Annotated in this window: 16 protein-coding genes and 1 pseudogene; 10 read left to right on the plus strand and 7 right to left on the minus strand. The window is 51.6% G+C overall.

Annotated features, from left to right (window positions below):
- Positions 1 to 9 precede the first annotated feature (9 nt).
- A complete protein-coding gene (locus E6C60_RS08425; protein WP_233281178.1) occupies positions 10 to 927 on the plus strand; it encodes a hypothetical protein in 918 nt (305 codons plus the stop codon).
- 110 nt (positions 928 to 1,037) lie between these two features.
- On the opposite strand, the gene E6C60_RS21135 is transcribed toward E6C60_RS08425, so the two are convergent.
- A complete protein-coding gene (locus tag E6C60_RS21135) occupies positions 1,038 to 1,283 on the minus strand; it encodes a YhjD family protein (protein WP_138225445.1) in 246 nt (81 codons plus the stop codon).
- 660 nt (positions 1,284 to 1,943) lie between these two features.
- On the opposite strand from E6C60_RS21135, the gene E6C60_RS08435 reads away from it, so the two are divergent.
- A complete protein-coding gene (locus E6C60_RS08435) occupies positions 1,944 to 2,615 on the plus strand; it encodes a YitT family protein (RefSeq protein WP_138225446.1) in 672 nt (223 codons plus the stop codon).
- 98 nt (positions 2,616 to 2,713) lie between these two features.
- Here E6C60_RS08435 and E6C60_RS08440 read toward each other — a convergent pair whose 3' ends face one another.
- From E6C60_RS08440 to E6C60_RS08455, 4 genes and pseudogenes are all read right to left on the minus strand, one after another.
- A complete protein-coding gene (locus E6C60_RS08440) occupies positions 2,714 to 2,896 on the minus strand; it encodes a DUF2188 domain-containing protein (RefSeq protein ID WP_138225447.1) in 183 nt (60 codons plus the stop codon).
- A 124-nt stretch (positions 2,897 to 3,020) separates the two neighbouring features.
- A pseudogene (locus E6C60_RS08445) lies at positions 3,021 to 3,496 on the minus strand (transposase); the annotation flags it as partial.
- A gap of 461 nt (positions 3,497 to 3,957) precedes the next feature.
- Positions 3,958 to 4,926 carry a peptide-methionine (S)-S-oxide reductase MsrA gene (gene msrA / locus E6C60_RS08450; protein WP_138225448.1) on the minus strand — a complete coding sequence of 323 codons (969 nt, stop codon included), beginning with the start codon at positions 4,924 to 4,926 and terminating at the stop codon, positions 3,958 to 3,960.
- A gap of 96 nt (positions 4,927 to 5,022) precedes the next feature.
- Complete coding sequence (locus E6C60_RS08455; RefSeq protein ID WP_233281179.1) at positions 5,023 to 5,652, minus strand: TVP38/TMEM64 family protein; 630 nt, start codon at positions 5,650 to 5,652, stop codon at positions 5,023 to 5,025.
- A gap of 159 nt (positions 5,653 to 5,811) precedes the next feature.
- Between E6C60_RS08455 and E6C60_RS08460 the strand changes: the two genes are divergently transcribed.
- From E6C60_RS08460 to E6C60_RS08470, 3 genes are all read left to right on the plus strand, one after another.
- A complete protein-coding gene (locus tag E6C60_RS08460) occupies positions 5,812 to 6,399 on the plus strand; it encodes a SurA N-terminal domain-containing protein (RefSeq protein WP_138225449.1) in 588 nt (195 codons plus the stop codon).
- Positions 6,400 to 6,704: 305 nt separating this feature from the next.
- Positions 6,705 to 7,406 (plus strand): TerC family protein, encoded by a 702-nt coding sequence (locus E6C60_RS08465; RefSeq protein WP_138225450.1) that lies wholly within the window; start codon positions 6,705 to 6,707, stop codon positions 7,404 to 7,406.
- A 45-nt stretch (positions 7,407 to 7,451) separates the two neighbouring features.
- Positions 7,452 to 7,769: a hypothetical protein gene (locus tag E6C60_RS08470; protein WP_138225451.1), complete on the plus strand. Its 318-nt coding sequence runs from the start codon at positions 7,452 to 7,454 to the stop codon at positions 7,767 to 7,769.
- A gap of 83 nt (positions 7,770 to 7,852) precedes the next feature.
- Here E6C60_RS08470 and E6C60_RS08475 read toward each other — a convergent pair whose 3' ends face one another.
- Positions 7,853 to 8,671: an AraC family transcriptional regulator gene (locus E6C60_RS08475; RefSeq protein ID WP_138225452.1), complete on the minus strand. Its 819-nt coding sequence runs from the start codon at positions 8,669 to 8,671 to the stop codon at positions 7,853 to 7,855.
- Positions 8,672 to 8,809: 138 nt separating this feature from the next.
- On the opposite strand from E6C60_RS08475, the gene E6C60_RS08480 reads away from it, so the two are divergent.
- From E6C60_RS08480 to E6C60_RS08500, 5 genes are all read left to right on the plus strand, one after another.
- Positions 8,810 to 9,907: a Gfo/Idh/MocA family protein gene (locus tag E6C60_RS08480; protein WP_138225453.1), complete on the plus strand. Its 1,098-nt coding sequence runs from the start codon at positions 8,810 to 8,812 to the stop codon at positions 9,905 to 9,907.
- 199 nt (positions 9,908 to 10,106) lie between these two features.
- Positions 10,107 to 11,075: a sugar phosphate isomerase/epimerase family protein gene (locus tag E6C60_RS08485; protein WP_138225454.1), complete on the plus strand. Its 969-nt coding sequence runs from the start codon at positions 10,107 to 10,109 to the stop codon at positions 11,073 to 11,075.
- Between the two features lie 41 nt (positions 11,076 to 11,116).
- On the plus strand, positions 11,117 to 11,845 hold the full coding sequence (locus E6C60_RS08490) for a ThuA domain-containing protein (protein WP_138225455.1): 729 nt from the start codon (positions 11,117 to 11,119) through the stop codon (positions 11,843 to 11,845).
- A 197-nt stretch (positions 11,846 to 12,042) separates the two neighbouring features.
- The gene (locus E6C60_RS08495; protein ID WP_138225456.1) at positions 12,043 to 12,375 is read left to right on the plus strand and encodes a winged helix-turn-helix transcriptional regulator; all 333 of its coding nucleotides are present in this window, start codon (positions 12,043 to 12,045) and stop codon (positions 12,373 to 12,375) included.
- 123 nt (positions 12,376 to 12,498) lie between these two features.
- Positions 12,499 to 13,236 carry a hypothetical protein gene (locus tag E6C60_RS08500; RefSeq protein ID WP_233281180.1) on the plus strand — a complete coding sequence of 246 codons (738 nt, stop codon included), beginning with the start codon at positions 12,499 to 12,501 and terminating at the stop codon, positions 13,234 to 13,236.
- A gap of 53 nt (positions 13,237 to 13,289) precedes the next feature.
- On the opposite strand, the gene E6C60_RS08505 is transcribed toward E6C60_RS08500, so the two are convergent.
- Positions 13,290 to 14,009, minus strand: a complete 720-nt coding sequence (locus tag E6C60_RS08505) for a Crp/Fnr family transcriptional regulator (protein ID WP_138225457.1) — start codon at positions 14,007 to 14,009, stop codon at positions 13,290 to 13,292.
- Between the last annotated feature and the right edge of the window lie 112 nt (positions 14,010 to 14,121).

Consider the following 14,121-nt stretch of genomic DNA (forward strand, 5'->3'; position numbering starts at 1 on the left):
GCCTCCTTTATGAAAAGACTAGCGTGGATGCGGCGGCGCGGCGTGCCAGGCTCTCTTGCGGCGGTGCTCCTGGTCGTGGCTGCGTTGCTGCTGTGGTCTCTACTGCAGCGTTCGGACCATGTGCAGCAGGACAAGGCCACTTGGCTGTGGGACGCTGCAGGGATTGCGCAAAAGGGCGATGAGATCATTTCCTTCTGTGCGCAGGAGGGAGTGAAGGTCATCTTTGTACAGATCCAGTCGGAGGTTCGAAAGGAGGATTACCGCCGCTTTGCAGCAGGAGCGTACGCTGCAGGCATCGCCGTCCATGCACTGGATGGTCAGCCGGAATGGGCGTATGAAGAGCATCGGGGAGAAGTAAGCCAGATGCTATCCTGGCTTGCACAGTATAATGCCCAATCCCAGCCGGAGGAACGGTTTCAGGGAATTCAGCTGGATATAGAGCCTTATGTGCTAAAACGGTGGGAGCGGGAGCGAGATCAGGTTGTGCTGGAGTGGGCGGGGAATATGGAGGCCTGGGCTGCCGATGCGGCAGCCTCGGGGATTCCGCTCAGTGTGGCCGTGCCGTTCTGGCTGGACGACATTCCGGCCCTGGATGACACGGACAATTTCTGTCTCTGGCTCCAGCAGCGGACGGCCGCCATCGCGGTGATGTCCTACCGGGATCAGGGCGAGCAGATGTACGAGCTGGCCCGCCAGGAGCTGGAGCAGGGAGAACAGCTCGGAACCTCGGTCTGGATCGGCATGGAGCTGGCCGATACCGATGAGGGCGATCATCTGACGTTCCACGACCAGACCTTATCTCAGATGGAGCTGGAAGCGCAGCGAGCCTCTTTCCTGGGGAGGGCTCACCGCTCTTATGCCGGTCTGGCCGTGCACCATTTCGAAGCCTGGCATCATAAATGGAAGGGGACAGGACCCCTGGAATAAGACGGACAGTCCCTATCTGCCCGCCTTGGTCCTATGGAGGCCGCTGTATTAAAGCATCCGTAAGGCTTTTGTCGTCAATGGCGATGAAGCTTGTGCGGATGTTTTTGCGGTCAGGTCTGTGGTGGTGCAGGAGAAAAGGAGAACAGCGATGACAGCTCCTGCTGCATATCGTCCCAAGCCACCACGAGCTCGCCCTGGTGACCACGGCATTGGTATTGAACTCTGACGCCTCCTTCCGTTCGCTGATGCTTCAGCATGCGGATGCCGCGCAGCCTGAGCTCCTCGCGGATGCTAAACAGCTGCTCACGCATAGTATCATCCAGCGCGCCGAAATCGCGAAGGTACAGCTCTGACATTTTTAACGGTAGGGTACGGAGGATTGACATATTTCGCCGGAGAGTTCGCTGAATCACCATATAGATGGTGCAAAGGGTAATCAGCTGCTGGTCCCTCTCAGTGGGCGGGGGAGGGGAAGACAGGCGCCGTGTGCTCATAGATTTCACGTCCTTATAAAATAGAAACACATGTTCTTATAATTACCAATCATAAAGAGAAGGATTCTATATGGCAAGCAAGAATTTCAGGAAATTCAGGCTGGCGGAAAGAAGTGCCTGGAATACTCTGTAAATCTCATCATATATATTTGTGAAAAGCACGGCGCTTGGATGGGGACGGGAGGCTTCTTTTTTGAAGCGGGAGGAGGGGAATACATATAATTCCAATTTGCTGTTTAGCTAACAAGGTAAGTGTGTTATAATATAGGCAGAATATAAATTAGACAGAAAGGATCAGGATACCATGAGTCCCCGAAGGACGAACCCCCAAAGGACGATTTGGAAACGTTATGATCTCTCATACACTTAGCTCCTTTCGCTGAAACGTCATGATGTCGGAAGACATAGACCGTCTCTAGCGAAAGGATGGAAGTCTGATGCGAAGGATGAACTCCTCCAGGCTGCCTGACGTAGAGAATGGGTCTTGGTTTTACCAATTCACTACGACTAGAGGGAGCCTGTATGAGGAACAAACAAGAACGATTATCAACGCTTTACACCATGTCGGCAATGCTGCTAGGAACGTTACTGCTTGCGTTTGCGTATTATCACATTAATTTTCAGAATCATTTATCGGAGGGTGGATTTGTAGGGCTGGCTTTGCTGGGGAAATATATACTGGATGTGCCGCCGGCGGTCAGCATGCTGCTGCTGGATATTCCAATATTGATTCTCGCCTGGTTCATGAAAGGCCGCAAATTCATTATTAATACCGTCATTTCGGTCGCCATGTTCACGTTATTCTATGCGATGATGGAGAACTATTCTCCGATTGTGATTGATTTAAGCCATAACTTACTGCTTGCAGCTATTTTATCCGGAGTGGCTACCGGTTTAGGTGCTGGGATCGTGCTTCGCTTTGGTGGAGCAACCGGAGGGGACGACGCCATTTCTGTGCTTATCAGTGAGTGGAGCGGCCTGAAGATTGGTACGGTATTCTTTCTGATGGATGCCGTGGTGCTGCTGCTGTCATTGTTCTATCTGCCAATGGCTGAGACGCTGTATACGATTTTAGCCGTGTCGATTGCAGGACAGATTATTACGTTTACGACCAGCTACCGCAAGACCGTCAAGCCTGTCCGGGTACCCGTCGGCAATATGGCCCGCAGTCCCCGGCCTGCCGTTAAAGGATAATGGCTGAAATACAAGAAGCTCGCCCGTGTCAGGGCGAGCTTCTATTTAGGTTGTGGTTGCTGTGAAAGAGATGTCAGTGCGTTAGCCCTAGCAATAAACTACTTCTCCTCCGGATGGTTCTCGGCCCATTCCTCAGCTTTCGCAGTAGCAATCGCGATGGCACGGCCTTCCTCATAATGCTGCTCCTCCAGCAGAGCGTTAGCAATTTCGATGGCTTTGTTTCGAACCCGGGGTTCTAGATTTTTCATGGATTGCGGGTAATCCTCTTTGGACCATGGCATAGAGCCATCCCTCCTGTCATCTGATTTAGCCGTACTACCTCCTTCTTAACCCCGCTGCCAAGTCTTTAATCTGAAAAAGCCCCCAAACCAACTGAGGCCACTGAAGAACTACCATAATTAAGTTTCAACAGAATTTAATATGACGGATTGTCAAGCTAAGTGCGACACCTCGTCCATGAAAGATTCGTTTCAGATTCACCACGAATATAGCCATTGCTCCTTGCATATGCATGCCGGATAGACCCGAGGATGTGGCCACATCATACCCGTGTCTGTGCTTGAGTTCGCTGTTCTTCGCTTCAATTTTGTAGCGCTTTTTGGCTTTTTCTTTGAAAGCCTCACTTTCCTGAAACGCCATTTGTTCGGCGTGCACCCCGGATTTAATGGTGACGGAGTACATCTTGCTCTTGGCGCCCTCCTTGTAACATCACTCTTTCAAGGGATACCTCTTGCACTGCTCTACATCAAAGTCGTAGGTGTCGGCTTGGTTCTTGCCCGTCTTCCTTCTTGCGTCCCCCTTGCGATCAGGTTGTCTTTCTCCGAATACGCCGTGTCGCCAATCACGGTATTTACAGTTACGCCAGCCGCGATGCTTTTTTGTCTTTAGGCACGATCAGGTCATACAAGGACGTGTACGGGCTGAATGAAAACGAAGGTTGACTCTGGAACAAAGGGCTTCCATCCCTTCTATCTTAACGGTTTTGCAGTGGATGACGAAGGAGCGGAGGGAAGAGGGAGGCTGGAGAAGCGGAGCGCTCGCCTTTGTCCCCGGATTTCATCCGCCAAGCGGTATGAACAAGAAATCTGGGGACAACAGCGATCGGAAGCCCCCTCTTCCTGGAGCGACCACGCCTTCGTTGGCGGATGCACCATCTTTTGCGTTAACCTTATTTTACAACAAAAAAAGGTACTGCTCCCTTAATTATTTCGGGTGCAGTACCTTCTTCGATTCAGTCAGGACTTCTTCAGTGGCCTCAAACCAACTGCAGCAGCACGTGCCGCAGTGGTTGGGGGGCATTTTTTATGACACAGATTCCTTACATGGTTAAAAGAGCGTCTGCTTACGAAAACAGCTGTAAAAACTCGCCGTAGCCTTCCTGCTCCATATCTTCTTTCGGGATAAAACGGAGCGCGGCCGAGTTGATGCAGTAACGCAGGCCGTCCGGTCCCGGACCGTCATTAAACACATGGCCGAGATGGGAGTCGCCTTCCTTGCTGCGGACCTCCGTGCGGATCATCATATGACTGAGATCTGTTTTCTCCTGAATATGATACTCACGGATCGGGCGAGTAAAGCTGGGCCAGCCGCAGCCAGCATCGTATTTGTCTCGGGAGCTGAACAGCGGTTCGCCGGAAACAATATCTACATAAATGCCTTCTCCTTCGTGGTTCCAGAATTCATTCTGGAAAGGGCGCTCTGTGGCATTATTCTGCGTCACCTCATATTGAATGGGGGTCAATCGGCGCTTGAGCTCTTCCTGATCCGGCTTGGCCTTCCAGTTGGCCTGGATGAAATCTTCCCGCCCCGAGCCTTTACGGTACCGTTTGTAGTGACCGGGATTCTTCTTGTAGTAGCCTTGATGATATTCCTCGGCCTCATAAAAAGGAGCAGCAGGAAGCACCTCTGTCACGATTGGCTTATCAAATCTTCCGCTTGCTGCAAGCTCCTGCTTTGATTGCTCAGCGAGCTCACGCTGCTGCTCCGTGTGATAGAACACAGCGGTCCGATAGGATTCCCCGCGGTCATGAAACTGGCCGCCAGGATCGGTAGGGTCGATTTGCTGCCAGAACAGGGTCAGCAGCTTCTCATAGGGAAAAATATCCGGCTGAAACGTAATCTGCACAGCCTCGTAGTGACCCGTAGTCTCTGAGCATACTTCCTCGTAAGTCGGGTTTGCTTTATGTCCGCCGGTATATCCGGAAACTACCTTTTCAATGCCGGGCATTTCATCAAACGGAGAAACCATGCACCAGAAGCATCCTCCAGCGAAGGTAGCAAGCTCTGTCTTCTTTGATTGTGATTGATTCATAGGATCCCTCCATAGTCAGGGTAAATTCGGTACTGCAGGTTCTATTATAAAGCATTTGAACCTTGATATAAAATGGACGCGCTGCTTCGCCCGGGATTACTGTTTAAACTTATGGCGCCAGAGCCACCAGGCAGCGGGGAGAACGATCATTAAAAACAGAGCAAGCACCGCTGCCGCCGTCCAAGGCTGTTCCACAAACAGGCTGCCCAGGTACGCATACAGAAACAACACGGGAATTTTGCCCAGTGCCGATGCCGCTAGATACGTCCAGAACGGAATGCCTGCCGCTCCGGCATATATATTCACAGCCATCTGGGGCACGACCGGAAGCATGCGGTACAACAGAATGACTTTAAAAGGGTTGCGGCGGGTTAGATCTGTTAACGTTTGCAGCTGTGGATAGCGGGATAGCAGCCGTTCTCCCATGCTTGTATAAAGTGAAGCTGCAGCGTAGATGAGAACCGCTGCCGCTGTCGTCCCAAACCAGGCAACCGCAGCCCCTCCAATCGTTCCAAAGGCATAGCCGAGCACGCCAATCACTGCTTTATAAGGAAGAATCGGAAACACCGCAAGCAGTGTACTGAGCAATAGAACAGGGCCGAGCGAGGTCTCGCCTTGCAGCCAGCCCAGAAGATCTTGTCTGTAGTAGTACATAACGAGCAGGGCCAACACGTAAGCGGCCGGAGTCCACCAGTTTTTCATATCCATTCCTTTCGCTGCCAGCATATAATCAAGACAGGATCATTATACCAGGGCTATGCTAAACTTTCTTACTCTGCTGCGAATCCCCCAAAAAAAAGGAATACAGCGGGCCATGTTGAATAACTGTTTTATGGCATATTTTCCAATGAACTTATCTTATCAACGTGCAAGGAGGCTAATCCATTGAATAAGCATTGGCGGAATGCCGGGCTTGCTGTGCTGATTGTACCGCTGCTGATATGGGTTTGGGGCAGTGTCCAAGAGAACGGGGATATCGCTGCCCGGGCAGGTGACATTACCATCACCCATGAAGAGCTGAAACGTTACAAGACTTTCGCTGAGACCACGTACACATTACATGGAATCCATGAGAGACAGCCGGATGACCGCGAAATTCTGAATGAACTCATCCTGAATAAGCATGTAAGCCTGGAAGCTGCAGCGGCGGGCTGTGTCGTGAGCGAGGAGGAGCTGCTTGCTGCCATTACAGCATTGAGAAGCAGGGTGGAGGAACGGGATGAAGAAGCCCTCTTAAAGGATCCGTACGGGATGGCTTTGGTGCAGCGTCAGCGAGATTCCGGGCTTAGTCCCGAAGCGTTTTGGAGCAGCAGTGAGTTGCAGGAGGAGGTTTCCGCGACGATGCTGCAGGTCAAATGGATGGAGAAGCTGGAGGCCGAGGGTGCATTGGGTAAAGAGCTGAGCTTTGGAGAATACAAGAATAGACTGCTGCAGGACATAAAAAAGAAGATCACTTATGATTTAAACCCCTGAGCAAGAGGGTAAAAAAAGTTAGGCAATCGGAAAAGCGTGTGATATAATGTCACCAACCGAATAGTTCCCAAAGGGGAGTAGCTACAGCGCAGTAAAGTCGTCATTACGGGATTCGTTATTTCGGTCCCCGGCTCTATTGGCAACGTGAAGATGTTGTTAGCGAGACCTTTGCCTGTGTCATCCAAGGTAAAGGTCTGTTTATGTTCCCATGGAATAAACGCCGTTACCTGTTTTCAGGTGCGGCGATTTTTTATGTGATCAGGAGAACATCGGGGACAAATTTATAAGGGGAAGGCGGAAACAAGATGGAGTTTATGTCACCAGAATTTTGGGCGGCCCTGCTGTCCATTATTGTGATTGACCTGGTTCTGGCGGGCGATAACGCAATCGTGATCGGACTTGCGGCCCGTAATGTACAGAAAGAGGACCAGAAGAAAGTTATTTTATGGGGTACGGTAGGCGCGATTCTTATTCGTGTGGTCGCTACGCTGCTCGTAGTGAAGCTCCTCATGATCCCGGGCTTGAGACTGATCGGCGGCCTGGCTCTTCTCTGGATTGCTTACAAGCTGCTGGTAGACAACAAGGATCACGAGATTTCAGCAGGCAGTCAGATGTGGGCAGCGATTCGTACCATTATTATTGCTGATGCCATGATGGGCCTGGACAATGTGCTGGCGGTGGCCGGTGCAGCAGGTGAGGATTTCACGCTGGTTATTATCGGCCTTGCGATCTCGATTCCTATCATGGTATGGGGAAGTACAATTATTCTCAAGCTGACCGACAGATTCCCGCTCGTGATTACGTTCGGTGCGGCGATTCTGGCTTGGACCGCGACCAAGATGCTGGTGGAAGAGCCCATCATTCACGACTGGTTCGCCAATTCTATCGTCAAGTACGCTTTTGAAGCCATTGTCGTAGTCGCTGTGATTGGCTTCGGCACATGGATGAAGAAGAAGATGGAAGAAAAGGCAAAGCAAAATCCTGTTCATATTAATATGAGCGAATAGCTGCGCTGCAGCATGCTGTACCGGGTTAAATAAGGAGGGCTGACGATGTCGTCTGCAGACAAAACGATGGAGGACCGCATCGTGGACAGCTACAGGCAGGACGAGGATATGATGATTCTCGTATTTGCCCAGTGGTGTGTGAATCAGGGACTGGATCCTCTCAGTTTGTACGAAAAGGCGTACCCCGATCAGGCGGGTAATGAGCGCTTGAGCCGCGGGCTGGCGCTGACGGTGCCGAAGGAGGAAGCGGGAGAAATTCCGGATTCCACGGTGATGGGCGTGCTGTCATTGTTCGGCAATGATGATCTCGCTGCCGTCGTTGCGGAAGCAATCATGCTAAGGGACCGGCTCGACAAGAGCTGATTGGACATTCTTATTTCATACCATGAGGTCAAAGGGCCCGGCTGCAAGAGCAATATCTTGCGGCCGGGCCCTTTGTATGTGCTTTAGCTGGAAGGCATGTGATCTTGCCGGAACTGTTTTGGAGAAACGCCGAATCGGGAACGGAAAACCCGGTGAAAATAAGTGTAGCTGGCAAAGCCGGACGTTTCGGCTACATCCTCCAGGGACATGGGACTGAAAATGATCCGTTCCCGCGCCATATCCAGACGAACCTCCAGAGTATATTGCATGATGGTCGTGCCAAACGCTTCCTTGAATAAATGGACCGCCCGGGACACGCTGATATCCACATGGGAAGCGACATCCTCCAGCTTGAACATGGAGGAGGCGTTCTCTTCAATGTAATTTTTCATGCGGTGAGCGAGGTAAGCTTTAGGCGTAGTGGACGGCTGCTCGGACAGCAGGCGGTCGATCTCCAGACAGAGAATGCGAAGCATGTACACGGAGATTTCCGGATATGTATTTGAAAGCCGGCGCTGCTCCAGCACGAGCTGTCGGAACAAGCCCAGGTATCGATCGTCCAGCGGGATCCGCATTCGTGTTGGCCGTTTGCGGGCTTGATACCAGTCGTCTACCCAGTCGCCTTTAAAAAAAATGTTGTAGTCTCCGCTCTCCACCAGGGAATCCCCCTGCGGGTTCAGCTCGTCCTCAATGCGCAGCTCGTAAGGCTGCCCCGGCTTGTACAGCAGCAGGTCGCCGGGCTGGAGCAGGGACAGCTTGCCGTCAATGACCGCCCGGCAGCGGCCGTCGGTCTGAAGGCGAAGTAAGTAATGCTCAAAGCCGTCCGGCATGGTCATGACAAACGGCTTGCGATGAAATGAAAAGTTCGTGGAGAGCACTCGGGTCGACAAAACTTCCTGCATGTAAAGAACTCCTTTATGGATTTGAAAATAATGACCAGATTGTTCATGTTTTAATCATATAATTCATTTTAAATGAAAACAATTCCGAATACCATGTTTCTAGATGGTTCAGCAAAGGTCTTTGAGGGGTGACAACGAGTGGCTAGAATGAGAACAGGCATTATCGGCTGCGGTAATATCAGCGGCATTTATTTTCAGAATCTGAAGAACAGTGACTGGGTGGAGGTTGTAGCCTGTGCCGACCTTGTGGTGGACAGGGCCAAAGAGCGTGCTCAAGAGTATAATATTCCACATGTGTTCACCGTGGAGGAGATGCTGGCTCACCCGGACATTGAGCTCATCATTAATTTGACCATTCCTGCAAGCCACGCCAGTGTCGATGTGGCTGCGCTGGAAGCAGGCAAGCATGTATATAGTGAAAAGCCTCTCGCGGTCACCCTGGAGGAAGGGCGACTCGTCCTGGAGACAGCTGGCAAGAAAGGACTCCGTGCCGGCTGCGCACCGGATACTTTTCTGGGGTCTGCGATACAGACCGCCAGGGCGGCCATGGAGCAGGGCTTGATCGGAAGGCCGGTCGCAGCGTGTGCGTTCAATCTGGGTGCGGGACCGGAGACCTGGCATCACAATCCGGAATTTTTCTACGCCGCCGGCGGTGGACCGATGATGGATATGGGTCCTTACTATTTAACAGCGCTTGTAGAGCTGCTGGGACCAGCAAGCAGGGTCAGCGCCTCAACGGGCATTCAAATTCCGGATCGCTTTGTCGGCTCCGGGCCTAACAGCGGTCAGGCAATTCCGGTTCATACACCGACGCATCTGGCGGGGACGATTGATTTCGAAAGCGGAGCCATCGTCAGTATGATTACAAGCTTTGACATCCCGGCTGGCTCTGAGCTGCCATGGATCGAAATTTATGGCACGAGCGGAACGCTTAGCCTGTCGGACCCGAACTTTTTTGATGGCGATGTACGCATCCGCCGTCACGGCTCTGAGGCATGGGAGACACTTCCGCCTGCTTTTGAGTGCGGGAGAAATGAAAGAGGGCTCGGCGTGAATGATATGGTTCAGAGCATTCGGGAGCAGCGGGATCACCGTGCCAGTGCCCGTCTGGCCTATCACGTCCTGGAAATTATGCAGTCGTTTCAGCAGTCCTCTCTGGAAGCGCGTCATATTGTCCTGCAGAGCACCTACCGCAAGGAACCGCTGCCTTCCTTCACTGCACAGCTAAAGGGCTGAGGCAAGGAAGGATTCGTTTATTGTGTGCTGGAAGAATGCTACAATAAGTGAGATCCGGACTGCAGCATGGAATGATGCTGCACAAAGTGGTCAAACTGTACCTAAGTTATTTTGCGGAGTACGGCTAAATGTTTTAGAACATGACGAACTAGTGTATGAATCAACGTACGTACTAAATTACGAATCAGGAGGTTTCAGTATGAAGCTGGGAGTATTTATGGTGCTGCTGGGCGGGCGCAAGCTGGAGGACGCCCTGGATTATGTAGCTTCGAAGGGCTTGAAGGCCGTAGAGATTGGAACGGGAGGATATCCTGGCAATTCGCATTGCAATCCGGCAGAGCTGCTGGAGAATGAAGCCGCACTCAAGGCATTCAAGCAAGCGGTGGAGTCCCGTGGCCTGATGATCAGTGCGCTGAGCTGCCACGGCAATCCGCTGCATCCGCAGAAGGATATCGCTAAGGGCTTTCATGACGATTTTGTCAAAACGGTGGAGCTGGCTCAGAAGCTGGAGGTACCTGTTGTGAACACGTTCTCTGGTTGTCCGGGTGACCATGAGGACGCGAAATATCCGAACTGGCCGGTAGCTCCATGGCCGAATGATTATCAGGAGATTCTGAAATGGCAATGGGAGAATAAGGTGATTCCGTACTGGACAGAGTGGGGCCAATTCGCAGCGGACCGCAATGTGAAGATCGGCTTGGAGCTGCACGGCGGCTTCTCGGTGCACACTCCAGGTACACTGCTGCGCCTTCGCGAAGCGACAGGTGAAGTCATTGGAGCTAACCTGGATCCGAGCCATATGTGGTGGCAGGGCATTGATCCGGTGCAGGCGATTCATATTCTGGGCCGCGAGAACGCCATTCATCACTTCCATGCGAAGGATACGACGATTGATCCGGTGAATGTGAACAAGCATGGCCTGACAGACATGCAGTCCTATGCCAATATGATGGACCGTGCATGGCAGTTCCGCAGTGTTGGCTACGGTCATGATGTCAAGGTTTGGGCAGATATGATGAGCGCTCTGCGTCTGGTGGGCTATGATTATGTGGTCAGCATTGAGCATGAAGATGGCCTGATGTCCATTGAAGAAGGCTTCTCCAAGGCGGTATCTAATCTTCAGCAGGTGCTGATTGAGGAACCGCTGGGCGAGATGTGGTGGGTCTAACCGCGATCTAGCGGATTTGGAATATAGGGGGATTTGGCAGCATGCTAAACGTAACGATCTGGAACGAATTTGTACATGAGAATATTCACGATGAAGTCAAAGCGGTATATCCTGAAGGCATTCACAAAGCGCTTGCCGACGGCCTCCAGAATCCGGATTTTCATATCCGGACAGCGACGCTAAATGAGCCGGAGCACGGCTTAAGTGATGAAGTGCTGAACCTGACCGATGTGCTGCTGTGGTGGGGCCATATGGCTCATGACCGTGTCGATGATGCGGTAGTCAGCAAGGTGGTCGAGCGGGTTCGGAACGGGATGGGCCTGATCGTGCTGCATTCTGGACATTTTTCCAAGCCGTTTAAGGCACTGATGGGGACCAGCTGCGATTTGAAATGGCGTGAAGCGGGGGAGCAGGAGATTTTGTGGACTGTGAATCCATCTCATCCCATTTGTTCCGGCGTGAACAGCCAAATCATCCTGGAGCATGAAGAAATGTACGGGGAATTCTTCGATATTCCGGCGCCGGAGGAGCTGATCTTTGTCAGCAATTTCGCCGGAGGAGAAGTGTTCCGCAGCGGCTGCACCTTCAAGCGCGGCCAAGGGAATATTTTTTATTTCCGTCCGGGGCATGAAACGTATCCGACTTACTACAATCCTGAAATTTTAAAGGTCATTACAAACGGTATTTATTGGTCGGCTATGAACAGCTATGCGCTGAAGCCGGTCTTCGGAAACAGCCAGCCGATGCGTCCGCTCGGAGTTCTCGTCTAGTCATAGCATTTAAGGGTACGGCTGCCTTCGGGGCAGCCGTATTTGTTTCAGGGAATGAAGGTCACAGCCAAATTTTCATAAGAATATACAGGGAAAGGTTTTCAGTTTCCTAAAAATGTGCTAGAATATAATTCACTAACTTATCGTAAGCTATCAAGGATTGCAAGGTTTGTGACTCTGTGAAGAGGTGGAATAACATGGATGATGTAACAACCGGTTTGTGTCCCCGTTTTGAATGCGCCTTTGCCTTGCTGGGTAAACGCTGGAACGGACTGATTATTCAGTCTCTCATGAGCGGACCGAAACGATTTAAGGATATTTCAAATTTAATTCCTGCCATGAGCGATAAAATGCTATCCGAACGGATGAAGGATCTGGAGAGCGAAGGCATTCTGGTCCGGCATGTGTATCCGGAAACCCCGGTGCGGATCGAATACGAGCTGACGGATAAAGGAAGAGCGCTGAAGCCGGTTATGGCGGAGGTAGGGGCCTGGGCTGAGCAATGGGTCCGTGTCGAAATGAATACATGAAGCCAAGAGAAGGCCCTGAATTACATCTGCTGTAATGTCAGGGCTGTTTCTTTACACCCAGGCTCACTCACCTTCGGAAGCGGCTGCTAATATAATGAATCGAAGCTAAGGAGGCGAGTCAAGATGAATCCATTTGCAAATCTGCCGCACATTCGTTACTGCAAGAAGGAAGCTGCCGAGCTGGAGCAGGCCGCAGTCGTGCTGCAACGCATTTTTGACAAGACACTGCACCTGCTTCATCTATACCTGCCAGAGTCTCTATGGTGTGCTGCCACGGGGTTGACGAGGAAGACGGAGAAGGATGTGTTCTCTGAGCAGCTGAACAATCAGGTCATTTTACAGAAATGGATTCAGAGCCCGAAAGGCTGGAAATGTGTCGGTATGGAGCCGCTGGAAGGGGAGAAGGGGCAATCCGAGTCCATATTGCCTTCAGCAGACCCTCAGGAACAAGAGACTGCTTTCGGAGGACTGGAGGGCCGGGCAACCGGGCGGCTATTGCAGATGGTAATCTGGTCACAGTATGAAAAGATAGCGCTGCTGCATCCGTTTCTGGGAGGTGAGGCGTTCTATACGGCCGAGGAGCTGGATACTGTATCAGCTTACCTGGCCCCGACTTATCTGAGCCCGCAGCCGCTTCAAGAGGTGGGGAAGGAATACAAAGTGAAATCCTTATCGGCTGGCGTACCGATCTATCAGGAGAAAATCCCTGCTCCGACCTTGGTGATGGATGCCGGCGGGCGCAGGCTGGCTGGGCTGTGGATGACAGGGGTACACCTGTCTGCCGGCGGCTTTGCAGGCATTAAGCCGTATTTGAAGGTCCCGCAGGGCGAACGGACCTATATGAATGCGAGTTTTACATAACCTACAATGTTTTGTTAGAGGGATACTCCTGGCACGGCTGCTTAGAAAGCAGCTTAAAGCCGGCAAATGTCCATGGGACATTGCTCACAGTGACAGATCTGCTGCAAACGGGAAAGCTCTTTGATGACAAGATGTCCATGATTCATATCCAGGATATCTTGTCGTTTCCAATCGCGGAGCATGCGGTTCACGCTTTCCCGGGTAGCACCGATCAGACTGGCCAGATCCGAGTGAGTCATGGTTCGAGAAATCGTAATCCAGCCGTTGTCCTGCACCTCTCCGCAGGTGTTGGCCAGCCGGATCAGTGTGGAGCTTAGGGCGCCCGTCTTTCCGTACAGCATGAGGTCTCTCAGTTTAGTTTGAGTAATACGGTGTTCTGCGCCCATCCATGTCATAAATTGAAGCGCGAAATCACCGTGCTGCGTAATTAAGGTCTCCACGCTTGATATGTCGATGACACCAATGATGCTGTTCTCCAGCGTTTCAGCAGAGAAGCTATGTCTGGAGTGCGCTGTCAGGTCTGCGTGACCCAGAAGATCACCGGCCTGATACATGTATAGCACCAGCTCTTTGCCTTCATCGGTTGATTTCGTGAGCTTGATCCGGCCCTGCATAACATAGAACAGCTGCTCAGCTCTATCCCCCTCCCAAAACAGCGCCGCGCCTGCCGGAAAGCTGCGGAGATTCATGGCTGCCTCCAGGCGGCTTTTATTTACCTCTGTCAAGCAGTGCGTATTTCCATGATCAGCATGCTTCAAACGCATCTGGGTCATAAGAATTCCTCCCGTTTATAGCTATGTAATCATTGTAAGTGAAAATATTCACGTAAACGAGCATTAACAATAGCAAGTATTGACAATCTGGTGAACGAACGGGCGAAAATGT

It is taken from the genome of Paenibacillus algicola (assembly GCF_005577435.1).
Taxonomy (GTDB): Bacteria; Bacillota; Bacilli; order Paenibacillales; family Paenibacillaceae; genus Paenibacillus_AQ; species Paenibacillus_AQ algicola.

Coding starts and splice junctions, on each gene's coding strand:
- E6C60_RS08465 (WP_138225450.1), top strand. CDS start 6,705: ATGGAGTTTATGTCACCAGAATTTTGGGCGGCCCTGCTGTCCATTATT.
- E6C60_RS08485 (WP_138225454.1), top strand. CDS start 10,107: ATGAAGCTGGGAGTATTTATGGTGCTGCTGGGCGGGCGCAAGCTGGAG.
- E6C60_RS08470 (WP_138225451.1), top strand. CDS start 7,452: ATGTCGTCTGCAGACAAAACGATGGAGGACCGCATCGTGGACAGCTAC.
- E6C60_RS08435 (WP_138225446.1), top strand. CDS start 1,944: ATGAGGAACAAACAAGAACGATTATCAACGCTTTACACCATGTCGGCA.
- E6C60_RS08475 (WP_138225452.1), bottom strand. CDS start 8,671: ATGCAGGAAGTTTTGTCGACCCGAGTGCTCTCCACGAACTTTTCATTT.
- E6C60_RS08455 (WP_233281179.1), bottom strand. CDS start 5,652: ATGCTGGCAGCGAAAGGAATGGATATGAAAAACTGGTGGACTCCGGCC.
- E6C60_RS08500 (WP_233281180.1), top strand. CDS start 12,499: ATGAATCCATTTGCAAATCTGCCGCACATTCGTTACTGCAAGAAGGAA.
- E6C60_RS08425 (WP_233281178.1), top strand. CDS start 10: ATGAAAAGACTAGCGTGGATGCGGCGGCGCGGCGTGCCAGGCTCTCTT.
- E6C60_RS08495 (WP_138225456.1), top strand. CDS start 12,043: ATGGATGATGTAACAACCGGTTTGTGTCCCCGTTTTGAATGCGCCTTT.
- msrA (WP_138225448.1), bottom strand. CDS start 4,926: ATGAATCAATCACAATCAAAGAAGACAGAGCTTGCTACCTTCGCTGGA.
- E6C60_RS21135 (WP_138225445.1), bottom strand. CDS start 1,283: ATGTCAGAGCTGTACCTTCGCGATTTCGGCGCGCTGGATGATACTATG.
- E6C60_RS08440 (WP_138225447.1), bottom strand. CDS start 2,896: ATGCCATGGTCCAAAGAGGATTACCCGCAATCCATGAAAAATCTAGAA.
- E6C60_RS08490 (WP_138225455.1), top strand. CDS start 11,117: ATGCTAAACGTAACGATCTGGAACGAATTTGTACATGAGAATATTCAC.
- E6C60_RS08505 (WP_138225457.1), bottom strand. CDS start 14,009: ATGACCCAGATGCGTTTGAAGCATGCTGATCATGGAAATACGCACTGC.